This is a genomic window from Microcoleus sp. A003_D6, assembly GCF_036702825.1.
GTDB lineage: Bacteria > Cyanobacteriota > Cyanobacteriia > Cyanobacteriales > Microcoleaceae > Microcoleus.
The window spans coordinates 1-22,570 of record NZ_JAUBWA010000079.1 but is presented as its reverse complement, the minus strand read 5'-3'; the positions used below and the strand labels follow the sequence as shown (position 1 = coordinate 22,570).

Here is a 22,570-nt window from a genome sequence, read left to right as displayed (position 1 = left end):
CCGTTTTTCACAGGTCAAACTTGCAAAAAACGCTTGAAAATTTAACAGGGAAAGTATGGCCGGAGCACAGACTTTTTATTATTTACTAGCAGTTCTCGCCCTATTAGTTTTGACGGGCACAAGTAGAGCAAACTATGCAGCGGGTTCCGCAGCTTGCTACACTGATGATTGCCATCAACCAGCAGTGAGACACCATAAAAGGATTTTAAAATGCGGATCGAAAGGGCACGATGTGAAGAAACTGCAAAAGTTGTTGAACGCGCAGGGCTTGTCCCCACACCCGATCGTAATTGATGGCGTTTTCGGCCCGACAACCGAAGATGCAGTGAAAAGATTTCAGCGACAAGCTAACCTTCATGTAGACGGAGTTGTGGGAGGCAAAACTTGGGACAGACTGTTTGCTAGTTCCTAACTTTAAGCACTGCACAACAAAGGTTCCTAAGTCATTATTGCTAATCATTAATCGCTGCGGTTTGTAGTTGTGCAGATAGCGCATTTTGTGCAACTACAGACACAGAAGCTTTAATCAACTCAATCGCATACTAGATTGCTAATGAATGAAGTTTTAGATTTTTGGTTTGGTCGATCGCATTCTCCTGAGTTTGGCAAAATCCAAAAGAAATGGTTTGAAAAAGATGCAGATTTTGATGCAGAAGTGCGATCGGGCTTTCTGCACCAATACGAACTAGCCGCCTCCGGTAAACTCGACTCATGGCAAGATTCCCCCGGAAACTGCCTAGCATTAATTCTACTGCTCGATCAATTTCCGCGCAATATGTTTCGCGCCACACCTCAAGCCTTCGCTACAGACAGCAAAGCCTTAGCCACCGCCGAATACGCTGTTAATCATAACTTCGATCGCGAATTGCTGACTGTACAAAAATGGTTTATTTATCTGCCTTTTGAACACAGCGAAAACTTAGAACACCAGCAAAAATCTGTCGAACTATTTCGCCAACTCAGCGGCGATACAGACAGCGATTCACTCATTGAATACGCACAGCAGCATTTGGAAATAATCGAGCGTTTTGGGAGGTTTCCCCACCGCAATCAAATTCTCGGCCGCGAAACAACCCCGGAAGAAGCGGAATTTCTCAAACAACCCGGTTCGGGATTTTAAAGCGCGATCGCCAAATTTTTAGGCTACTTAAATTATCAATATGTGCTTCAAACACCAAGAATATATGGCAATACGGTTCAGTTAAAACTGTTTATTCCTCGGAGATCCCCCTAAATCCCCCTTAAGAAGGGGGACTTTGAGTAAGTTCTTGTCCCCCCCTTCTTAAGGGGGGCGCCGGCAGGGTGGATTAATTGTCATCCTAGAAATAGGTACGTAGTTGGGCTTTAGCCCTCTTGAGACGTATATAGAAAGAGGGCTAAAGCCCAACTACGTACCTTTATTAATATAACAGTTGCGTCCCAGACGCGAGCTTTGAGTGGTGCTTTCTGTCGTTTCAGATTTCTTCTCCCCACAATAAAACCACCCTGCTTCTTAAGGGGGGCTAGGGGGGATCGGGCTTAACTAAACCGTATTGGAATATATGGAACCATTAATAGGATTTAAACTAAGTAAATTTCCTCTAACTCTCAGAAGCATAGTCAATTTAGAGTATTTCGATGGCCCCCTGCTATCGCTTTTTGAGAATGAATACGGCGATAGCTATCTTTATTCTTGGTGCGATGTAGATAATTTGTACAATCGCTGGTTGGTTTTCAGAGTTGCACAACTAACTCTCAAGCTTTACATAGAGGGACAAGTTTCATTGCACGAGTTAATTGTAAATCCTGTTGACGGATTTCTATATTCATTAGATATAGACAATGATTTACAAGTAAAAAACACTTATTTAATCCTGCCTGAAAATTTACCGGCAATCTACTTGCCCGAAACAGATTCCTATTACGAATTGTCTGATTTAAATCGCGAAACTGCGGAAGAAGATAGGTTATTAATTTTTCATAAACTTTCCGGTGAATCTCAACTTAGCAAGGTTTGAAGCTGACTAAAAAACCAGATACCCGACTTCTTGAAAAAGTCGGTATCTAATCGATCGCCCCATCGTCAGCCGCGATACTGCACCCGATATATCCGGTTGTTCGCTTCCTCAGTAAACAGCAAACTCCCGTCAGGTAAAACCAGCAAACCAACAGGTCGCCCCCAAGTTTTCGGGCCAGAGGGATCTGTCAGAAAACCGGTCAGAAAATCCTCATAATAACCTTGAGGGCGTCGGTTCGCCGCATTAAAAGGTACAAACACGATTTTATAACCAGTTCCCGAGTTCCGATTCCAACTGCCGCGAAACGCCACAAACGCCCCGTTCAGGAATCTTTTGGGAAACGTTTTGCCGTCGTAAAACTGAAGCCCCAAAGCCGCTGAATGCGCCTGAAACAGCACGTCCGGCATTAATGTTTTAGCCGCTAAATCAGGTCGATCGCTCGTACCGTTTCTGGCGTGGCGCGGGTCGAGCAAATTCGGCTTAAAATAAGCGTAAGGCCAGCCGTAAAACTCGCCTTGACGAATTCTTGTCAAGTAATCCGGCACCAAATCATCTCCCAAACCGTCGCGTTCGTTGACTGTCGTGTAGAGTTGATTTGTTTTCGGGTGAAAATCCAATCCCACCGGATTTCGCAAACCGGAAGCAAAAATTTGCGGGTTCTTGCCGTCCAAATTCATCACTTGAACAGACGCCCTCGGCAGCGGCTCGACATCGGCATTAGACTGCGATCCAACTGATACGAAAAGCTTGCTCTTGTCGGGGGAAGCGACAACATTTCGCGTCCAGTGTTGGTTGTAGCCGCCGCCCGGTAAATCGGCAATTTTTTGACCGGTACCGGTCAATTGTTCCTGTCCTTGTGTGTAGGGAAATCGGCGGACTTCATCGGTATTTCCGAGGAAAAAATAGCGATCGGCAAAAGCCATGCCAAAGGGAATATTTAACCCGTTTTGGGCGCTGGCAAAAGTCTTGCGAACCTCAGCAACGCCGTCGCGGTTGGCATCCCGCAACAGCGTAATCCGATTCTGCCGGGTTTCTGTTACCAAAACATCCCCTGTCGGAGTCAAAGCCAGCCATCGGGGAGCGTCTAAATTGTCAGCAAAAACGTTGACGACGAAGCCAGGAGGCACTCGCAGGACTGGCGATGCGGGAATTGGTACTACTTGAGGAGGTTTTGAGGCGCTATCGCTGGCTCCTGGCTGCGGCAAGGAAGTTGCAACAATGCGGATGGGCTGCGGCGAAAGCGGTTTGGTCGGTACAATTTGACTTGTCCCAACATTTGCCAGGGGTACAGGGGAGGGAATTTGCGACAGGGGGCCGTTGTCGCCAACAGCAGGGGCGATCGCATCTGTAGCTCGATCGCACCCGGCGATCGCCGGCAACAGCAGAATTAGCAGCAAGAAACGCAGGTAATACATAGCAGCGATTTCTCCACAATTGCTGGACAATTCTATTATTCTAACTGCTATTTAATAGCTAAGCCACCGCCGGCGCGGTGGCTTAATTCCGTTTACTCATATTAGTTGCACAAAAAGAATGCAACTGTAGGCTCCTGTTCCAAACCTTGAGCTTCATCAATCAATCGATTTTAGATTTTAGATTAAAGAATTGAAGAAAGCGACCCCAGGAATGAATCCGGGAACCAGGGGCCAAATTGCTTGATTGCCAATCTTCAATCTTCAATCTTCAATCTTCAATCTTCAATCTTCAATCTTCAATCTAAAATCTAAAATCCTATAACCTAGCTCTACCAAAGCCCTCTCACAGGAGCCGGACGGGGAGCCGGAACAGGCATCGGAGCCGGAGCAGGCATCGGACGGGGAGCCGGACGGGGAGCCGGACGGGGTGGTGGCTCCGGGGCCGGACGGGGCGCCGGTGCTGGGATTGCGGGACGAACAACCGTTGTGGCTACCACCTTATAATCGGGGATCACCGCGATATTTTCTATCTGAGATCCGGCGACGGTGGCTCTGACTTTCATTCCCGGTACGAGGCCAATAATTCTCAGGACGCATCTTTGAATCCTGAGAGTCCTGTACGGCGCGCTTTCTTCGCGAATTGTTACTACGTCGCCGACAATACTTTTGACAAAACCGGTAATTGTTCGAGTGTTTGCTGTTGTGGTGGTCTGCGTTTGGGCTATTTGAGTTGCAGGGTTAGCCATCGCAGGATGCACTGAGACCGCCGATATAAGCACGGACAGGGTTGCACCTGTCAATAATTTGATGTTCTGAAGACGCATTGAAACCTCACATTAACTGCTATTCAGGGTCGGGTTTGCTTCCGCTGCACGAAAGTCCCAACCTCTATACCTAATCCAGTTTAATCCCCAAAGTAGGAAATTTATGACAATCTCAAAAAAAGATTATCGAACAAGTATTGAAAGACTTAATTTTACATCATAAGTTCCCGATTTACCACAAGTTCAGCGGTTTGCATCTATCGAGTGTTGGCGTGATATATTGAGTTTGTTCGATCGACCGTTGCAGTTTTTTTAAGCCAACCTAAGTGTTGCTGGGCGGGAAACTCTGCCAAAAGACAGATTGTGCTTGCCGGATGCAGCAGCCCCATAGTTTCAATTCTCGATCGCCAGTCGGTCATCGCTAAAAAATCAAATTAGTCGGAGGTGAAATTGAATCATGTTCTTGCAATATTTACGCATAAACCTGGTTTTCTCACGACATTCTATTGCGTAATTCCACTGAGCCTCTTATAAAAACCTTGTGGTTTTAGTATTATTGGCTAAGCTTTGTGTTGAGTTACAAGTTATCAGTGGTGGAATTTAAACTAAAAACTGTGCAGTGCAGTTGCCGTCAAAAAGCCATATCGAAATTTTTCTGATAGGGTGCGGTTGGCGGATAATTAGATAGGAACTTTGTAGGAACTGCTGGTGAGGAGTTTAGCGAACAAAACAATGGTCAAGAGCAAATTTTTGTTTAACAAGTTAATTGTACTGAGCTTGAGTGCAGCCGCGCTGTCGATCGGCATACAGCAGCAGGCGACTGCCGAACTGGTGGCTAGTTCAAGTAATAGTGCGATCGCAGCGCAGTCGGTTAAATCCGAGCCAAAACTGCCGAATCTCCCAGCACCACAATTGCCTCCGTTGGGTGAACCGTTTCGGCATATTCCGCAGGAACCAAAGCCTCCAGAAAATCCAATTCAGGAAGTGCGTTTAGTCCTGAGATTAAGAGAACGCCGCGTCTATGTGTACCGACAAAATAAGGTGCAAACCAGTTTCCCGGTTGCTGTGGGAAAAGGCGGCTGGGAAACTCCTACAGGCAATTTTAAAGTTATGCAAATGATCAAAGATCCAGTTTGGCAAAATCCTTGGACGGGAGAACTTATTCCTGCTGGGCCGGACAATCCATTAGGGAGTAGGTGGATGGGGTTTTGGACGGATGGCAAGAATGTGATTGGTTTTCACGGTACTCCGAATCCAGAGTCGATCGGGGGGGCGGCTTCTCACGGCTGCGTGAGAATGTTTGACAAAGATGCCCAGGCTTTATTTGAGAAAGTCGCAGTTGGAACGCCGGTGATAGTTGAGCATTAGTTGCGATCGAGTAGAAAATATCAATTCCCGGCGATTGAAATCGCGGCTACAAAAACAAAGTCCGCCTCCGCGGACTCAAGAATCTCTTAGTCTGCGAAGGCAGACTTCGTTTGTGTAGTAGCGGTTTCAACCGCCGAGCGATTTTGATATTAAATAGATTGCTGGTATTTTTCCAACAATTCCGGAATGTAATCGTAGCCGTCAACACCGATCGCCGGAATGATGTTCGATCGACTTTTCACCAAAGATTGTTTAAAAGCTTCAGCCCCCATTTGTCCCCGCAAAATTGTCAGCAAACCAGCCGATTGACGCCACTCCATCGCACCAATTTGCTCCAAAGTATACATCCCCAAACTGCCCGCAAATATCGCTTTTTCTAGTGAGTTGATTCTGTAATAAGCTTGAGCCAAGTAAGCCAAATTCAGGCCTTGCAAATATAAATCCCCTGAGAATTGAGCCGCTTGCCAACCTTTGAGCAAATATTCGATCGCAGCTTCAGCATTTTCCAGGGCGATTTTAGCAATACCGAGACTGCTGGAACAAAAAGCTTGACTTTGGCGATCGCCCAATTTTTCCGATAGCAACAAACCTTGTTCCAAATAACCGATCGCACTTTCATAAACCTCCGGTTCCACCTCCTCCAACTGCCGCGCTTGAAACACTTCGCTGTAACCCAAATTAGCCAGGGCATTTGCTTCGCCTTGTCGCTCTCCCGCTTGTCGTGCCATAATTAAAGCCCGCTGGCTGTAATTAATCGCTTCTTGATAATTTTTTTGAGCAACATAGTTGCGGCTGATGTGATTGAGATTGGCAACTTCGCAAGCTTTGTCTCCTTCGGTACGGGCAATTTCCAGGGCTTGCTTGTGCAGCAAGATCGATCGCTCGTAAGCCCCAGCCGCCTGCATCGAATAACCCAAAAGCGTCAGAATCCGAGCTTTCGCTTGAGTGCCTTCAACTCGCCGCAGCGGTTCGTCTAAATAATCCAAAGTATGCCGCAGAGCTTTACCATCAAACGAAGCAAAAATTCCGCCGTAAAGCGGAAAGTATTCCCGCTGAGAAAAAGCGCGCAAAATTTGCAGCGTTACTTGAAAACAAGCATTTGCCAACTGCTCGCCGCTCTTGGTAGAATTATTAAACCCACTAGCTAGCTGGCTCCAAATTACAGCAAAAGTAATGTAAGTAGAAATTGAAGCTTTTGTTGACACTTTGGAATCGTAAACTTGCTTGTCAAACCATGTCGCCAACGCCCGCTGCAAGCACTGCAATATAATCGCTAATTCTACCAATACGCCTAAATCTAAATTCGATTGCTGGGCGGCGAATTGAACTACCGATTCCCCGAGTGCAATAGTATTTAAAAGAGCCTGGGGAAAGGGACTGTTAACTTTTTTTGCCCAAAAAGCCCAAGGCCCATTTTGTTCGGGAGTACCGGCAAATCCTAGCTGCTGCGGCTGATAAATCCAGCCCACGAGTTCCGGTTCCAACCGCTGCCAAGATTCTAAACCTTTGGCAATCCCGGCAGTTATTTGCTGCAAATCTCGCTCGGTTTCGGGATTGGCAGTTTGCAGCATTTGTTGGTGCAGGGATTTTGCCAATTGCTGCAATTGATCGAGAGTCAGCGGATGTTCTTTATTCGGATCGATTACTTGCAATAATGCCAGGAGGCGACCGTTAGATTCGGCGGTAAGGATTTGTTGTATTGAAGATGCGATTTCGCGATCGATGCGGTTATCTTTCTGCCAGCGTTCCCATTCTCCTTGGATGGTTTTGAGAGCTCGGAGGGTGCGATTTGCCTTTGCTTGTTTGATTTCGTCTTTTTCATTTCTGAGCTGATTTTCGGTGGCATCAAGGCGTTCGCCGAAACAGCGTTCAAAGATTTCGCCTGTGCCCGTGCTAATGTCTTGCACGAGCATTTGATAGACTTGTTCTTTAGAGCGAATTTGACCTTTGAGGGTGATTTCGACAATTTTATCGATCAGTGTTAGGTAGCGATCGCGCAATGAGGTAGAGTCTGGCATAAGTAATTTTTGGTTAATAAATTTTTATGGACAGCGCTTGCAGCTTGCACCATTTCATGCTGCTATTTAATTTTACAACTCATCTGGATTAATGCCCATTGCTTTGAGGCGATCGGCCAATCGATTTGCTCGCTGTCTTTCTAATTCAGCTTGCTGTCTTTCCGATTCAGCCCGTTGTCTTTCTGATTCAGCTTGCTGTTTTTCAAATTCAGCTCGTTGCCTTTCTAATTCAGCTTGCTGTTTCTCAAATTCAGCTCGTTGCTTTTCTGATTCAGCTCGCCGTTTTTCTGAATCAGCTCGTTGTCTTTCTGATTCAGCTTGCTGTTTTTCAAATTCAGCTTGCTGCCTTTCTAATTCGGCTCGTTGGCTTTCAAATTCGGCTCGTTGACTTTCCAATTGAGATCGCTGTCTTTCAAATTCTTCAGGAGTCGGAATCAAATTCCCATTAATATCATACCAGCGCAGCCACAACCTTTCATTTTGTAGGAAAGCACCTTGCCACAAACCCAAACTTAACTGGATTTCCGGTATCCAGAATCGAGAACCTGTTAACACTTGTTCCCGGTAACGGTTGCCAATTAAGCGAAATACTCTCAATTGATTGTTGTATTTGCTAAACACAAAGTAATAAGGAATTTTCAAAATTCTCTCGTAAACCTGCCATTTAGTCGGCGGTTTGTTGGGTTCCGATTCTGTCAGCCCCAAATCTTCATCTTCCGTACTTGGTGATAAAAATTCCATCGCAATTAAAGGACTTACCACCTCATCCCAAATCACGTAACTTTGGCGCAAATCTCTGTCTTGGTAAAATCTTGAAACGCCGACAACTAAATACCAATCGGGTCTTTTGTACCAATTGAGGTGGTTGGAGTCGTAGTATAGATTCAGATCGCTGGCAGAGAATACGCGATCGGCTGGATAATTAGGGGGAATGCAGCTATCGCACAAAACTTGTGCTTGCAAGCGGTGGTATTCGTCAGGCAAACCAGGCTCCTCCGGGTCTTCGCTAGGTAGATCGTACATCGTCGGTAGCACTTTTGCTTGGGAAGATTGCGAATCTGGTATGTACATGGTTATATGATTAGCATAAAACTACAGTTCATCTGGATTAATGCCCATGTCTCGCAGGCGATCGGCCAATTGATTTGCCCGTTGTTTTTCAAATTCAGCACGTTGCCTTTCCGATTCAGCTTGCTGTCTTTCAATTTCAGCTTGCTGCCTTTCAAATTCGGCTCGTTGGCGTTCCAATTCAGCTCGTTGACTTTCCAATTGAGCTCGCTGTCTTTCAAATTCTTCAGGAGTCAGAACCAAATTGCCATTAAGATCATACCAGCGCAGCCACAACCTTTCATTTTGGAGGAAAACACCTTCCCACAAACCCAAACTTAACTGGATTTCCGGTATCCAGAATCGAGAACCTGTTAACAATTGTTCGCGGTAACGGTTGCCAATTAAGCGAAATACTCTCAGTTGATTGTTGTATTTGCTAAAAACAAAGTAATAAGGAATTTTCAAAATTCTCTCGTAAACCTGCCATTTAGTCGGCGGTTTGTTGGGTTCCGATTCTGTCAGCCCCAAATCTTCATCTTCCGTACTTGGTGATAAAAATTCCATCGCAATTAAAGGACTTACCACCTCATCCCAAATCACGTAACTTTGGCGCAAATCTCTGTCTTGGTAAAATCTTGAAACGCCGACAACTAAATACCAATCGGGTCTTTTGTACCAATTGAGGTGGTTGGAGTCGTAGTATAGATTCAGATCGCTGGCAGAGAATACGCGATCGGCTGGATAATTAGGGGGAATGCAGCTATCGCACAAAACTTGTGCTTGCCACCGATGATATTCGTCAGGCAAACCGGGTTCCTCCGGGTCTTCACTGGGTAAATCATACATCGTAGGGAGGACTTTTGTTTGCGAAGGCTGCGAATCCGGTTCGTACATCGTCATAAGATTACCCTGGCGAGACGGCTTGAAGAGGTTGAGGCGGTACGGTAATAGAGACATTATAGCGCGCTGCGATTTCTTTGGGCAAAAAGTTAGTATCTCTTGCACCGGGAATCTTGGCTAAATAACAATCACGAACTGCTAACATAAAACCTTTAATTGCCTCTGGCGAATTTTGAAAGTCTGCATCTATTAGAAAATCGCGCCACTTGCTTTCATCTTCACCATAAATATCGACTAAATGCAATCCTGCTAAATACTCGGCTACAGGGTCAAGTACAAACCGGACATTCTCTTTGCTAGGAACATTCGTTTGCATGAGGTGGAGTTTTTCTTGCAGATAGTTGAAGCGTCTTTCCACATCTTGTGAATGGAATGCAGATAGCGCATTGATGGCATCTTGAATCTTAGTGCTAGTGGGTCGATAAGTGAGTTTCAGGCATTCCCAAGCGAGCAATTTAGCATCTTCGTGAACCGTGATATCTGTCAATTTATTTTCTACCATGTCCCGGTTCAGTTCGTTCAGGTATGACAGCATTAAATCTGGTATATTTTCAGGCAAGTTACCCGTTTTGTTGCCTTCCATTTTCGCGACTAACACATCGGCGTACAGTTTGGCAAATAATACAGTTGTACTTCTGCCTTGAATTCTGATTTCCTCTAAAAGTTTAGCCAAATCGCCGCAAGCATAATGAAATTGCGAACCGTTAAAAAGATTCAATTTCCCTAGCTTGTCTAAGTATTTTTCCATGAAAGCTGATAGTTCCGATCCCTCAATTCGCAGCGGGTGAAGCGTGTTTTTGTTGGCTTTACCCATTGTGGAATCAAGTCGCGAAGTCACAACCAAAGCATTGATGGGAAAATCGGCAGCATTAGGGTCAATTTCCTTTTGAGTTGTTTCTGCCATTTCTGAAAAGTGGTCAACAATTACCAGGATGCGGCGCTGCTGTAGCAATTTTTGCAGCAGTTCTTCAGCAATGGGCGTGGGATGGTTGGTGATAGATTTTAGTTGACCGCGTATGGCTTCAAAAAAGGGATTTTTGCCTGCGGCGACTTTACTGTCCAGTTCTTCTTCGATCAAGATTGGAATCATCAGGTGTTTGCAGAGGCGTTGGGTTTTATCGGGTTCCATTGCCCAATCTGCAATTTGACAAGCGATGCTAGTTTTGCCGATACCGCCTTCACCCCAGATGAGCAGACAAATTCGCTTTTTGGTGAAAATTGCTGGCAAATCTTGGCCTCTAAGTTGAGGTAGTTTTTTCTCGTCTAATTCAAAAGAAACTGGGATGTAAGTAGCGCGGCTTTTGACTGTATTTCGTTGAGCAAATTGTTCGCGAACTGTTTCGATGTGGGCCAAAACCCAGGAATCTAGGACTCTGGGACGGTAAATAAAAATACTGATAAAAGTAAGGTCGCGAATTCGCACCGGAGCACCGCCCCATGTTTCAGGTAGTTTAAATTCGTAGGGTTTGAGTGCATCGTTGATTCGCAGCAGCCATAGGGGACGCAGCCGGAGGATTGCAAACCACAGGGAGGGAAAGAATATTAGGTAAATTATTGCTGCTGCTACCCATTGATTTTGGCTAATTAAATTGAATAAGTTGGCGTTTTGTTCGGCTTTGAGAACATTTATGTATGCACGGAAATTTGCTATATCTTTATCTCTTAGATAAGAATAACCATTATCATCACGTTCAGGCTTAGACTGAGACTGTTCCAAAATTTTCAAGGCTGATTCTAGGTTTGATACAGCCTGATTTAACTCCGATGGGGTTAGCGTCTTTGCCTTTTCTTGAAGCCTAAGAGCAATGTTATCCAAGGCAAAGGCGGCACTGCTACGCACGTCTGCATTGGAGTCTTTAAGCGAGAGAATTAGCTGCGGCACAGCAGTTTTAGCTTCTGCACCGATACTCCCCAAGGCACTGATGGCACTGCTACGCACCTCTGCATTGGAGTCTTTCAGCAAGAGAATTAGCTGCGGCACAGCAGTTTTAGCTTCTGCGATACTCCCCAAGGCAATGGTGGCACTGCTACGCACCTCTGCATTGGAGTCTTTCAGCAAGAGAATTAGCTGTGGCACAGCCGTTTTAGCTTTTTCACCGATCATCCCCAAGGCATCGGCGGCACTGCTACGCACAACTGAATCGGAGTCTTTCAGCAAGAGAATTAGCTGTGGCACAACAGTTTTAGCTTCTGCACCGATTCTCCCCAAGGCAGAGGCTGCACTCATACGCACAACTGAATCGGAGTCTTTAAGCAAAGGAATTAGCTGCGGTACAGCAGTTTGAGCAGCTTCTGCGATACTCCCCAAAGCAGAGGCTGCACTCATACGCACAACTGAATCGGAGTCTTTAAGCAGGGGAACTAGCTGCGGCACAGCAGTTTTAGCTTCTGCACCGATACTCCCCAAAGCATAGGCGGCACTGCCACGCACACCTGCATCGGAGTCTTTCAGCAGGGGAATTAGCTGCGGCACAGCAGTTTTAGCTTCTGCACCGATACTCCCCAAGGCACGGGTGGCACTGCTACGCACATCTGCATCGGAGTCTTTAAGCAGGGGAACTAGCTGTGGGATAACTGCTTTAGCTTCTGCACCTATATTCCCCAAGACATCGGCGGCACTGCTACGCACAATTGCATCGGAGTCTTTAAGCAGGGGAACTAGCTGTGGGATAACTGCTTTAGCTTCTGCACCGATTCTCCCCAAGGCACGGGTGGCACTGCTACGCACACCTGCATCTGAGTCTTTAAGTAAAGGAATTAGCTGCGGGATAACTGTTTTAATTTCTAGACTGATTCTCCCCAAGACATCGACGGCACTTTCACGCACACCTGCATCGGAGTCTTTAAGCAGGGAAATTAGCTGCGGGATAACTGCTTTAGCTTCTGATGATACTGAAGATCTCGAGTTAATCTCGTCCCTTAGCAAAGCAGCAGCGCTACGACGTACCCGCACATCTGAATCTTTCAAGGCTTTGACAAGAGCAGGAATAGCAAAGGTACCGAATCGTTGCAAAACCTGGGCAGCACTCTGACGGACTACTAAATTCTTATCCCGCAAAGCCTCAATCAAAGCGGGGATGGCGGGCTTACCTATTTTTTCTAACTTCTCAATAGCTGCATCAATTTCCCTTTCATCGTTGCTCTTGAACTTCTCGATGAGGGAGGAAATCTCTTTGGAACTAGCTTTTTGTGCGCTGACACTTTCAGCCCCAGCATTGCGAGTCAACAGCAAAGGCGATGTGAAAGATAAAAACGAGAGGGCAATTACGGCAACTAATTTTTTTCGGTAGTGCGTCGTCATGGGCCAGAATCCTTGTATTTGATGAGCCGTCTCAGCCATTTCAATAATTGTATCTACATTCTCATCACACTGGTTTTCTGAATCCGAGCGATCTAAGTTTGTGGTTGTCAGCCGCGAAGCAGATTTCGAGATAAACTGAGGGCTACTTATCTGTATCAGCTTTCCTATGCTCATTCCAAATGCAGAGAATGCAGTTGTTGATATTCGCAAACTTCGTGGTTACTGCCTTAATCTAGAACACGACGATGGCAAGCACAAAGCGAGGCTTTTTTCGTCAATTCTTGGGATGACGGCTGACGATGCTGAGGAATTGCGCCAAATCTTGCTTGAAGTCGTTAAAACTCACGAAGCTCAGTTAGGGAGGCAAGATGAATTTGGGCAACGCTACACTCTCGACTTTAGAATTGAATGGCAAAATAGAAATGGAACTCTTCGGAGTGGCTGGATCGTTGAGCGCGGGTCGGAAATTCCCAAATTAACGACCTGTTATCCTTTGTAATTAGTGAAGGTGATAAACATGATAAATAGTACAAGCAAGTTGCTAGATGTTGTAGCCCTGACTGTTGACCTTCCCCAGTACAATTTGTGGCGCGGGCAGGTTGGGACGATAGTTGAGATGCTAGCAGATGGTGCTGCATTTGAAGTTGAATTTAGCGATCGCAATGGACGAACTTACGAGTCTGTCGGGTTACGTCCAGAGCAAGTCATGGTACTACATTTTGAGCCAGCATCCCCCGATATCCAGCATGAAATGGTGACAGTATAATGCGGCATAACAACCGTTTTGCAGCGGAAGGAACGCTCTTCGAAGCGATCCGTTCGCTTTTATGCGTTCCCGTTCCCCGTAGGGGTTCGGTGAAGGGTAGGGTAGGAAAGCAATTCGCTTGCGCTTTGGGATTGCTTCTTTCCTCGCAATGACATGATGGCATTTATTTTTGTTTGCCGAAGTCTAAGGCATAATTAGATAATCACTATTATATCATATTTGATGATTTCCGAACCACTTACTCTTTCAAAAAACACTTCCATCTTAGAAGCCCAAGGATTAACTCGCCGTTTTGGCGGTTTAGTCGCTGTAAACGATGTATCTTTTACAGTTCAAAAACATGAGATTTTTGGATTGATTGGCCCTAACGGTGCTGGCAAGACTACTCTGTTTAATGTAATGACTGGACTGATACCTGCATCTAGTGGCAATCTGATTTATCAAAACGAAAATATTTCTAAATTGCGGCCTTATCAAATTGCGAATAAAGGTATTGCCAGAACATTTCAAAATATTCGGTTGTTTGGCGAACTTTCTGTTTTGGAGAATGTGGCGATCGCCCGACACATCCACAGCCGATCGCAAAATCCGGTATTATCGCTACTGTCGGGGATTTTCGGCTTACCAGAATCTAACGCAATGGAACGCAAAACCCAGCGAAAAGCCCTGGAATTGTTGGATTTGGTCGGTTTGGGCGATCGCGCGGGCGAACAAGCCAAAAACTTGCCCTACGGCGACCAGAGGCGCTTAGAAATCGCCCGCGCCTTAGCCCTAGAACCGCAAATACTCTTGTTAGATGAACCGGCAGCGGGGATGAATCCCAATGAAAAGCACAAGTTAAGCGAATTTATCCGCGAAGTGCGCCAACAATTCAATTTAACTGTAATATTGATCGAGCATCATGTACCGCTAGTTATGGGATTGTGCGATCGAATTGCCGTGTTGCATTTCGGTCAGCTAATTGCCTTGGGAAAACCTGCTCTTGTGAGGAACGATCCTGCTGTAATTGAAGCTTATTTGGGAGATGAAAAATAACTAAGGAAACCCGGCGATTGGAAATCGCGTCTACACAAACAATGTCCGCCTACGCGGACGAAGAGTAATATTAAAATATCACATATTGCACCCTTATTACACATTTTGTAGGGGCTGGTTCACCGATAATAATTGCCTAAAATCCATGATATCATAAACCCGCCCCCGCCCAACCGCAAATCAGAATATACCTCAAGTTAAAAGTTACAAGAAATGCAACATAGCCCAATCCAACCTAAAGAAAACATCCTCTTAGAACTCAAAAACCTTTCTGTAAATTACGGCGGCATTCAAGCTTTACAAAATATCAATTTAATCATAAATCTAGGGGAAGTTGTCAGTCTCATCGGCGCTAACGGTGCGGGAAAAAGTACCACCTTGAGAGCTATTTCTAAAATAGTTAATTTGCAGCAAGGACAAATTATTTATAGCGGGCGCGATATTACCCGCCGCCAAGCTCACGAAGTTGTTAAATTGGGAATCGCCCACAGTCCAGAAGGGCGGCGGGTTTTAGCGCAGCAAACGGTGTTAGCTAACTTGGAATTGGGTGCTTATATTCGATCGGACTCTGTGGCCGTAAAAGCCGATTTAGAGCGCCAATTCGAGATATTTCCGCGCTTAGCAGAAAGGCGCCGCCAACTAGCAGGAACCCTCAGCGGTGGCGAACAGCAGATGCTGGCGATCGCCCGCGCGTTGATGAGCCGCCCGAAACTGCTATTATTAGACGAGCCTAGTTTAGGCTTAGCACCCGCGATCGTCAAAGAAATTTTTGCAATCGTTCAAAACCTGCGCTCCACGGGCGTTACAATCCTCTTAGTCGAACAAAATGCTAATTTAGCACTCCAAATTGCCGATCGGGGTTACGTGCTAGAAGCTGGTAACATTACCCTCACAGGTATAGCATCAGATTTACTTAACAACGAACAAGTAAAGAAAGCATATTTAGGTTAATTTAGTTAATATAGGGAGAAATTAATGCACAAAATAGCCGCCACACCCGGAGGTTGGAACCCTCAAGCAGAAGGAGTAATTTTTATTCAGCAAACCCCAGCACCAATAGTATTTATTAGTGCTGCTGACACCGACATTCAAACACTCGCAGCCGCCTCATCAAAACTGCCAGCAGAATTCCCCAAAATCCGCGCGGTAAATCTGCTGCAATTGCAGCAACAATTAACGATTGATACCTATGCCGAGGAAATTTTAGAACGCGCAGAAGTAATAATTATCAGGCTGTTAGGAGGGCGTTCTTATTGGTCTTACGGGTTAGAAATTCTGCGCGATACGGTGCAGAAAACTAACGCATCACTGATTGTAATGCCGGGAGAAGACAGTCCAGATCCCGATTTAATCAGTCATTCCAATGTATCGCTATCAGCAGTCAATCAACTGTGGCGCTATTTCACAGAAGGCGGAGTCCAAAACTTTGTTAGCGCACTCAAATTTGCAGCCGATACTTGCCTAAAAACTGCTTACAACCCGCCACTACCTCAAACAGTTTCCCGCGTCGGAATTTATGATTGGGGCGGAGAAGCGGGGGCGTGTTTTGCAACTTTACAACCAGATTCAGATCCCCCTAAATCCCCCTTAAGAAGGGGGACTTTGACAACTTCTTGCTCCCCCCTTATTAAGGGGGTCAGGGGGGGATCTCCGGGTTTACCAACTATAGCTAAAGTGGGAATTTTATTTTATCGAGCTCATTACTTATCCGGAAACTTAGCACCGATCGATGCACTTTGTCAAGCTCTAGCAGATCGAAACTTAGTACCAGTTCCCGTTTTTATATCTTCGCTGCGGGAACCAGATTTGCAAATAGAATTGCTGGAATATTTTCAACCTAAAGAATCAGAACCAATCCAATTATTGCTCAATACAACAAGTTTTGCAGTCTCCGGTTTCAGCAGCCAAGAACCGGAACAAAACAGTTTAAAATCTTTAGATATTCCCGTATTGCAAGCAATTTTCAGCGGCGGCGGTTTGGAACAGTGGGAAACTGAATTACAGGGACTTTCGCCCCGCGATGTGGCGATGAATGTAGCATTGCCAGAAGTAGACGGAAAAATCATTACTAGGGCTGTTTCTTTTAAAGCGGTACAGACCTGGAATAACGAATTAGAAACAGATGTAGTAGGCTATGTAGCAGCGGGCGATCGCATTCAATTTGTAGCAGATTTAACCGCGAATTGGGTGAAAATGAAACAAACCCCAGCCGCCAACAGACGCATCGCCATAATTCTCGCCAATTATCCCACTCGCAACGCCCGCTTAGCCAACGGTGTCGGCTTAGATACGCCCGCTAGCTGTGTGGAAATCCTCAAAGCTATGCAGCAAGCAGGCTATCAAGTTGACAACATCCCCGCTAGCGGCAAGGAGTTAATTGAACTGTTAACTTCGGGCGTGACAAATGACCCGGAAGGACGCGAATTGCGGCCTGTTCATCAATCTTTGGATTTGGCAGAATATGAAGATTATTTTGCTAGTTTGCCGCAGGAAGTGCAAGATGGGATTTGTAAAAGATGGGGGCTTACGGGAACCTATGCAGAAGATTTAATAAGTAACAATACGTCTTTTCCGATTCCGGGAATTCAATTCGGTAATGTATTTGTAGGAATTCAACCATCGCGGGGATACGAAATTGACCCCGCGTTAAATTATCACGCCCCAGACTTAGAACCAACTCACAATTATCTAGCTTACTATTATTGGCTGCGAGAAAAATTTGGAATTGACGCTATAATTCATGCTGGAAAACACGGCAATTTAGAATGGCTTCCCGGTAAAAGTATAGCATTGTCTAACAAATGTTATCCAGAAGTAGCATTAGGCGCGATGCCGAATTTTTATCCCTTCATTGTCAACGATCCGGGGGAAGGTTCCCAAGCAAAAAGACGATCGCAAGCCGTGATTATCGACCACCTGACACCGCCGATGACTCGCGCCGAACTCTACGGGCCTTTGCAGCAGTTGGAAACCTTAATCGACGAGTATTGCGAAGCCCAAAGTTTAGATCCGTCCAGATTGCCCATGATTCGCGATCGCATTCTCGCCCTCACCAACAAAGAAAACTTAGATAAAGACTTAGGAATCCAACTAAATAAATCGGAATTTACCGAATTTATTACCCGCACAGATGGCTATCTTTGCGAACTCAAAGAATCCCAAATCCGCGACGGATTGCACATTTTCGGGCAGTGTCCTGAAGGTAGACAGTTGAGAGATTTGATAATTGCGATCGCCCGCCATCCCACCAACGGGCGATCGGGATTAACCCGCGCCCTAGCAGAAGACTCAGGGTACGATTTTGACCCCTTAACCTGCGATCCAACATCGATTATTCAACACCGCACAGCGGGCGATTTAACAGCAGAACTAGAAGAAAAAGCCGCTGAATTAGTAGATAACTTAATCGAAAACATCCGCGTTAATCCGCGTTCATCTGCGGTTAAAAATATCCCAATTGGAAACGCAACCCAACAAGAATTAGACTGGATAAATAACTATCTTTTACCTTCACTTCTCCAAACAAACCAAGAAATTACCAACCTTTTACGCGGACTAGATGGCCGGCACATACCCAGCGGCGCATCCGGCGCGCCCACTCGCGGCAGACCAGATGTATTGCCCACCGGTCGCAATTTTTACTCAGTAGATATCCGCGCCATTCCCACAGAAACTGCTTGGAGAGTTGGCAGAGTTGCGGCTGAAACTTTAATCGAAAGATACACCCAAGAAAACGGCGAATATCCGAAAACTTTGGGTTTGTCAGTGTGGGGAACATCCACCATGCGGACGGGGGGAGACGACATCGCCGAAGCCTTGGCGCTGATAGGAGTTCAACCAATTTGGGATGGGCCTTCGCGCCGGGTTGTAGATTTTGAAATATTGCCGATTTCAGTTTTGGGACGGCCGCGCGTTGATGTTACTTTGCGAATTTCTGGATTTTTCCGCGATGCTTTTTTTAATTTAATTGATTTGTTTGACAGTGCGGTAAAAGCTGTGGCAGATTTAGACGAATCGGCAGAAAACAATCCTTTAGCCGCACAAGTTCAAGCAGAGATTTTGTATTGGGAATCTACAGGTTTGAGTCGGGAAGAGGCGCAAGGGCGATCGCAATTTCGAGTCTTTGGCTCAAAACCGGGTGCTTACGGCGCAGGACTTCAAGGCATAATTGAAGCTCAAAACTGGACAGACGACAGCGATTTAGCAAAAGCTTACATTAATTGGAGCAGCTACGCCTATACGAATACCCCCCCAACCCCCCCTTACCAAGGGGGGGCTAATTCCAATTCTTGTCCCCCCCCTTACCAAGGGGGGGCTAGGGGGGGTGAATGGGGATGTTGTGCACCCGAAGCATTTGAAAAACGCCTCGGCCAAATGCAAATAGTTCTGCAAAACCAAGACAACCGCGAACACGACATCCTCGACTCGGATGATTATTATCAATTCCAAGGCGGAATGACTGCCGCAATTCGCAATTTGCAAGGCAAAAATCCTGAAACTTATTTCGGCGACAACTCGATTCCAGAGAATCCGAAAGTGCGACAACTCAAAGAAGAAATTGCGCGGGTTTATCGCAGCAGGGCGGTAAATCCGAAATGGATAGAAGGTGCGATGCGGCACGGTTATAAAGGTGCTTTTGAAATTGCAGCAACTGTAGATTTTTTGTTTGCTTACGATGCTACGGCAAATTGTGTAGAGGATTTTATGTATGAAGGAATCGCAGAGGCTTACATTTTTGATGAGAAAGTGCAGGCATTTATTCAAGAAAACAATCCTTGGGCGCTGCGAGATATGGCGGAAAGATTGCTAGAAGCCCGTCAGCGGGGGTTGTGGCAGAGTGCTAACCAGGATACATTGGATAAATTGAGGTCGATCGCCCTGCAAGCCGAAGCAGTCATCGAATCCCATACATAAATACTCAATTAACGTCACGATCGGGGCTGGAGACGAATGGCAGTTTGCGGTACTATCTAGTAATGTTTCGCGAACGCTGAAAGCTGTATGATTCGCCGCTACATTGCTAGCCTCAGTACCAGCATCTTAAAACGTACCTGCGCCGCAGCCACCGTGCTCGCGCTAACACTCGGATGTTCGTCAACGAAGCCGCCCAACACCGCAGCGCCATCGGGTTCGATCGAATCCCCAGTCCTAGCGCAGCCAACAACGTCTCTGTTAGCTCAAAACCCCAACAAAACCAAAAAATCCCTCGGCGTTTCCTCATGCCCCCAAAACGATGGCTTCACGGAGTCAGTTAACTTTGCCACCCAAGCTTCTAATTTGGCTCAATCAGCTAATTCAAAACAAGACTGGGACGAAGTAGCCGCTTTGTGGGTGCAGGCCGTCGCCTGGATGCAAGCGGTTCCCCCCGGCAGTCCCAGACGGGCGTTTGCTGAGAAAAAAGTAATCGAGTACATGAGAAACCTGGTTTATTCCCAACAGCAAGCGGGCGCAACCAGATCGCAAGCCAGTACAGTCAGCTTCAGCAGCGATTTGCTAAACGAACAACTACAACTTTACCTATCCTACGTTGCGACTGTCGGGCCGCCAGATGTTTTGATTGTCGGGAGTTCCCGCGCATTGCAGGGCGTCGATCCCAAACAGCTAAAACAATCTTTGGCCCAAAGTGGCCGTCCGGGCTTAAAAGTATTTAACTTTTCAGTCAACGGCGCAACTGCACAAGTAGTTGACTTTCAACTGCGGCGGCTTTTGAAGCCCGGTCATTTGCCTCAAATGATTGTCTGGGCGGACGGTGTGCGGGGATTTAACAGCGGCCGGGACGATCGCACTTTTAATTCGATCGTCGATTCTGAAGGCAGCCAACTTTTAGCAGCAGGCATTCGCCCCCAACTGGAGTTGGATGAACCCAACGAGATTCCGATGTGTTACAGATTCCCGCAGCCCTGCGCTAACAACACTTTCCGCAAAGCATTTACCTCTGTAAATCGACCTTTCAGGGGCGGGCAAGATGGCCAACCCCTACTCCCCACAATCAAATTCCTATCTAGTGGAACGGGCATCTTGCCCGTTGCCGAGAATGCAGCAGGCGGGCAAGATGCCCAACCCCTACTCCCCACAATCAAATTCCTATCTAGTGGAACGGGCATCTTGCCCGTTGCCGAGAATGCAGCGCGACGCACAACGGTAGCAATGAGGCAAGTCAGGGAATTAGCAGATTCGATCGACTCCAACGGATTCATGCCGATGTCGGGCACTTACAATCCCAACACTTATTATCGAGAACGCGCTTACGTTTCAGGCCAGTACGATCGCGACTACGAAAACTTCAACCTCGGAGGCAAACAAGCAACAGCCTTTAATTCAGTTGTAGCATTTACCAAAGCTCGCAAAATTCCCCTGATTTTCGTCAATTTGCCCCTCACCGACGACTACTTAGACGGAACTCGCCTGCGGGCAGAACAGCAGTTTCGGCAGCGAATGCAGCAACTCTCGCGGCAAAAAGGCTTCGCTTTTCGCGACTTTTCGCAGCGGTGGCCGGGCCGCAATGACTATTTTGTTGACCCCAGCCACCTCAACCGCTTTGGGGCGAGCGCAGTTTCTAGCCTACTCGCGGCCGATTCCAGCCTGATCTGGCCACGCCCCAAATCCAGACGCAGCGAGGGGTAATGGAGGGAGTGGGAGAGAGGAAGTGGGGGAGGGGCAGAGGGGGAGAGTGGGAGAATTCTTTTTCCCATTTCTCATTTTCTCGTTACCAGGCACAGCCTGGTAACGCAGATCCGGAGGCTCTGCCTCGAAATTGTGAAAAATGCTGCAAGATATCAATTAGACTTATTGCATAAATCTTTGATGGATAGGGAAACCGCAGATAAACGCAGATAAACGCAGATAATTTCAAGATACTTTGCGAGTTTTGCAATCTGGTCTAGTCTAAAATCTAACAATCCAAAATCCAAAATCTAAAATCTAAAATCGATAGGTTGTGCAACTAAAACAAGTAATTATCGCCCACAAAGCCAGAGATACCCTCAGCCAGCGGTGGGCAGAACAGTGTGCCCGCCAGTTAGAAAGTCGCGGTTGTCACGTTTTAATGGGCCCCAGCGGCCCGAAAGATAACCCGTATCCGGTGTTTTTAGCTTCTAGTAACAGCCCAATTGATTTAGCGGTAGTGCTTGGCGGCGACGGTACGGCCCTGGCCGCGGCGCGGAATTTGGCTGCTGACGGCATCCCGATTTTGGCAGTGAATGTGGGGGGACATCTGGGTTTTTTAACCGAGTCTTTTGAGGATTTCCAAAATACTGAGGAGATTTGGGACAGACTTTCGGAAGACAGGTATGCCGTGCAGAAGCGGATGATGTTGCAGGCGGCGATTTTTGAGGGAAACAGAACCAATCTCGAACCCCAAAGCGATCGATTTTTGGCACTAAATGAAATGTGTGTCAAACCTGCTTCAGCCGATCGAATGCCGAGCTGTATTCTAGAAATGGAAGTTGACGGCGAAGTAGTCGATCAATATCAAGGCGACGGTTTAATTGTGGCAACTCCCACCGGTTCGACTTGCTACACTGCATCTGCCAACGGGCCGATTATTCACCCCGGCATGGATGCGATCGCAGTTACTCCAATTTGCCCTTTGAGTTTATCCAGTCGGGCGATCGTACTGCCGCCCGGTTCAGTCGTCAGCATTTGGCCTTTAGCTGATTACGAACTAAGTACAAAACTCTGGACAGACGGCATTTTGGGTACTGCAATTTGGCCCGGACAGCGCGTAGACGTGCGGATGGCAGACTGCGAAGCCAAGTTTATAATTTTGCGGGAAAACTATTCTTATTACGGCACTTTGAGGGAAAAACTTCAATGGGCCGGAGCCAGAATTCGGTACAGCAACAATCACCGCAATTAATGCGAATCATCCACCATTAATTAGGGCTTGCCGAAAAAGCCTAAAACCTGGACAGAGAAAGACTTTGACTGGTTTGAACGCTCCGCGTGTGCAAGCTT

The 22,570-nt window shown here is 46.5% G+C and carries 17 protein-coding genes; 11 read left to right on the top strand and 6 right to left on the bottom strand.

What is annotated here, in order from left to right:
• Window positions 1-55 precede the first annotated feature (55 nt).
• The 3 genes from QUB70_RS20785 to QUB70_RS20775 all read left to right on the top strand — a co-directional run bounded on the left by QUB70_RS20785 (window position 56) and on the right by QUB70_RS20775 (window position 1,997).
• Window positions 56-412 carry a peptidoglycan-binding domain-containing protein gene (locus QUB70_RS20785; protein WP_332983155.1) on the top strand — a complete coding sequence of 119 codons (357 nt, stop codon included), beginning with the start codon at window positions 56-58 and terminating at the stop codon, window positions 410-412.
• Window positions 413-553: 141 nt separating this feature from the next.
• Entirely contained in the window at window positions 554-1,120 is a 567-nt protein-coding gene (locus QUB70_RS20780; RefSeq protein WP_332983154.1) for a DUF924 family protein, read from the top strand.
• Window positions 1,121-1,541: 421 nt separating this feature from the next.
• Window positions 1,542-1,997, top strand: a complete 456-nt coding sequence (locus QUB70_RS20775; RefSeq protein ID WP_332983153.1) for a DUF6575 domain-containing protein — start codon at window positions 1,542-1,544, stop codon at window positions 1,995-1,997.
• Between the two features lie 65 nt (window positions 1,998-2,062).
• On the opposite strand, the gene QUB70_RS20770 is transcribed toward QUB70_RS20775, so the two are convergent.
• Together QUB70_RS20770 and QUB70_RS20765 are read right to left on the bottom strand one after the other, a co-directional pair.
• Entirely contained in the window at window positions 2,063-3,412 is a 1,350-nt protein-coding gene (locus QUB70_RS20770) for a sorbosone dehydrogenase family protein (protein WP_332983151.1), read from the bottom strand.
• A gap of 329 nt (window positions 3,413-3,741) precedes the next feature.
• Window positions 3,742-4,236, bottom strand: a complete 495-nt coding sequence (locus QUB70_RS20765; RefSeq protein ID WP_332983150.1) for an autotransporter — start codon at window positions 4,234-4,236, stop codon at window positions 3,742-3,744.
• Window positions 4,237-4,908: 672 nt separating this feature from the next.
• Here QUB70_RS20765 and QUB70_RS20760 point away from each other — a divergent pair.
• Window positions 4,909-5,544: a L,D-transpeptidase gene (locus tag QUB70_RS20760; protein WP_332983148.1), complete on the top strand. Its 636-nt coding sequence runs from the start codon at window positions 4,909-4,911 to the stop codon at window positions 5,542-5,544.
• A 149-nt stretch (window positions 5,545-5,693) separates the two neighbouring features.
• Here the strand turns inward: QUB70_RS20760 and QUB70_RS20755 are convergent, their stop codons facing one another.
• From QUB70_RS20755 to QUB70_RS20740, 4 genes are all read right to left on the bottom strand, one after another.
• Window positions 5,694-7,562, bottom strand: coding sequence for a tetratricopeptide repeat protein (locus QUB70_RS20755; RefSeq protein WP_332983147.1), 1,869 nt, complete (start codon window positions 7,560-7,562; stop codon window positions 5,694-5,696).
• Window positions 7,563-7,634: 72 nt separating this feature from the next.
• A complete protein-coding gene (locus QUB70_RS20750) occupies window positions 7,635-8,633 on the bottom strand; it encodes a Uma2 family endonuclease (RefSeq protein ID WP_332983146.1) in 999 nt (332 codons plus the stop codon).
• A 21-nt stretch (window positions 8,634-8,654) separates the two neighbouring features.
• The gene (locus QUB70_RS20745; protein ID WP_442927802.1) at window positions 8,655-9,458 is read right to left on the bottom strand and encodes a Uma2 family endonuclease; all 804 of its coding nucleotides are present in this window, start codon (window positions 9,456-9,458) and stop codon (window positions 8,655-8,657) included.
• Between the two features lie 58 nt (window positions 9,459-9,516).
• The gene (locus QUB70_RS20740) at window positions 9,517-12,987 is read right to left on the bottom strand and encodes a HEAT repeat domain-containing protein (protein WP_332983144.1); all 3,471 of its coding nucleotides are present in this window, start codon (window positions 12,985-12,987) and stop codon (window positions 9,517-9,519) included.
• Here QUB70_RS20740 and QUB70_RS20735 point away from each other — a divergent pair.
• The 7 genes from QUB70_RS20735 (at window position 12,980) to QUB70_RS20705 (ending at window position 22,472) form a co-directional block, all read left to right on the top strand.
• A complete protein-coding gene (locus QUB70_RS20735; protein WP_332983143.1) occupies window positions 12,980-13,312 on the top strand; it encodes a DUF6883 domain-containing protein in 333 nt (110 codons plus the stop codon). The genes QUB70_RS20740 and QUB70_RS20735 overlap by 8 nt on opposite strands.
• 18 nt (window positions 13,313-13,330) lie before the next feature.
• On the top strand, window positions 13,331-13,579 hold the full coding sequence (locus QUB70_RS20730; protein WP_332983142.1) for a DUF4926 domain-containing protein: 249 nt from the start codon (window positions 13,331-13,333) through the stop codon (window positions 13,577-13,579).
• A gap of 222 nt (window positions 13,580-13,801) precedes the next feature.
• The gene (locus QUB70_RS20725) at window positions 13,802-14,614 is read left to right on the top strand and encodes an ABC transporter ATP-binding protein (protein WP_332983141.1); all 813 of its coding nucleotides are present in this window, start codon (window positions 13,802-13,804) and stop codon (window positions 14,612-14,614) included.
• A gap of 213 nt (window positions 14,615-14,827) precedes the next feature.
• Entirely contained in the window at window positions 14,828-15,565 is a 738-nt protein-coding gene (locus tag QUB70_RS20720; RefSeq protein ID WP_332983139.1) for an ABC transporter ATP-binding protein, read from the top strand.
• A 24-nt stretch (window positions 15,566-15,589) separates the two neighbouring features.
• Window positions 15,590-19,528 (top strand): cobaltochelatase subunit CobN, encoded by a 3,939-nt coding sequence (cobN, locus tag QUB70_RS20715; protein ID WP_332983138.1) that lies wholly within the window; start codon window positions 15,590-15,592, stop codon window positions 19,526-19,528.
• A gap of 87 nt (window positions 19,529-19,615) precedes the next feature.
• Window positions 19,616-21,238 (top strand): hypothetical protein, encoded by a 1,623-nt coding sequence (locus QUB70_RS20710; protein WP_332983137.1) that lies wholly within the window; start codon window positions 19,616-19,618, stop codon window positions 21,236-21,238.
• 313 nt (window positions 21,239-21,551) lie between these two features.
• Window positions 21,552-22,472 (top strand): NAD(+) kinase, encoded by a 921-nt coding sequence (locus QUB70_RS20705; protein ID WP_332983135.1) that lies wholly within the window; start codon window positions 21,552-21,554, stop codon window positions 22,470-22,472.
• Window positions 22,473-22,570 lie beyond the last annotated feature (98 nt).

What these genes read in the sequence shown, in the direction of transcription:
- QUB70_RS20785 (WP_332983155.1), top strand. Translation starts at nt 56, where the DNA reads ATGGCCGGAGCACAGACTTTTTATTATTTACTAGCAGTTCTCGCCCTA.
- QUB70_RS20780 (WP_332983154.1), top strand. Translation starts at nt 554, where the DNA reads ATGAATGAAGTTTTAGATTTTTGGTTTGGTCGATCGCATTCTCCTGAG.
- QUB70_RS20775 (WP_332983153.1), top strand. Translation starts at nt 1,542, where the DNA reads ATGGAACCATTAATAGGATTTAAACTAAGTAAATTTCCTCTAACTCTC.
- QUB70_RS20770 (WP_332983151.1), bottom strand. Translation starts at nt 3,412, where the DNA reads ATGTATTACCTGCGTTTCTTGCTGCTAATTCTGCTGTTGCCGGCGATC.
- QUB70_RS20765 (WP_332983150.1), bottom strand. Translation starts at nt 4,236, where the DNA reads ATGCGTCTTCAGAACATCAAATTATTGACAGGTGCAACCCTGTCCGTG.
- QUB70_RS20760 (WP_332983148.1), top strand. Translation starts at nt 4,909, where the DNA reads ATGGTCAAGAGCAAATTTTTGTTTAACAAGTTAATTGTACTGAGCTTG.
- QUB70_RS20755 (WP_332983147.1), bottom strand. Translation starts at nt 7,562, where the DNA reads ATGCCAGACTCTACCTCATTGCGCGATCGCTACCTAACACTGATCGAT.
- QUB70_RS20750 (WP_332983146.1), bottom strand. Translation starts at nt 8,633, where the DNA reads ATGTACATACCAGATTCGCAATCTTCCCAAGCAAAAGTGCTACCGACG.
- QUB70_RS20745 (WP_442927802.1), bottom strand. Translation starts at nt 9,458, where the DNA reads ATGTATGATTTACCCAGTGAAGACCCGGAGGAACCCGGTTTGCCTGAC.
- QUB70_RS20735 (WP_332983143.1), top strand. Translation starts at nt 12,980, where the DNA reads ATGCTCATTCCAAATGCAGAGAATGCAGTTGTTGATATTCGCAAACTT.
- QUB70_RS20740 (WP_332983144.1), bottom strand. Translation starts at nt 12,987, where the DNA reads ATGAGCATAGGAAAGCTGATACAGATAAGTAGCCCTCAGTTTATCTCG.
- QUB70_RS20730 (WP_332983142.1), top strand. Translation starts at nt 13,331, where the DNA reads ATGATAAATAGTACAAGCAAGTTGCTAGATGTTGTAGCCCTGACTGTT.
- QUB70_RS20725 (WP_332983141.1), top strand. Translation starts at nt 13,802, where the DNA reads ATGATTTCCGAACCACTTACTCTTTCAAAAAACACTTCCATCTTAGAA.
- QUB70_RS20720 (WP_332983139.1), top strand. Translation starts at nt 14,828, where the DNA reads ATGCAACATAGCCCAATCCAACCTAAAGAAAACATCCTCTTAGAACTC.
- cobN (WP_332983138.1), top strand. Translation starts at nt 15,590, where the DNA reads ATGCACAAAATAGCCGCCACACCCGGAGGTTGGAACCCTCAAGCAGAA.
- QUB70_RS20710 (WP_332983137.1), top strand. Translation starts at nt 19,616, where the DNA reads ATGATTCGCCGCTACATTGCTAGCCTCAGTACCAGCATCTTAAAACGT.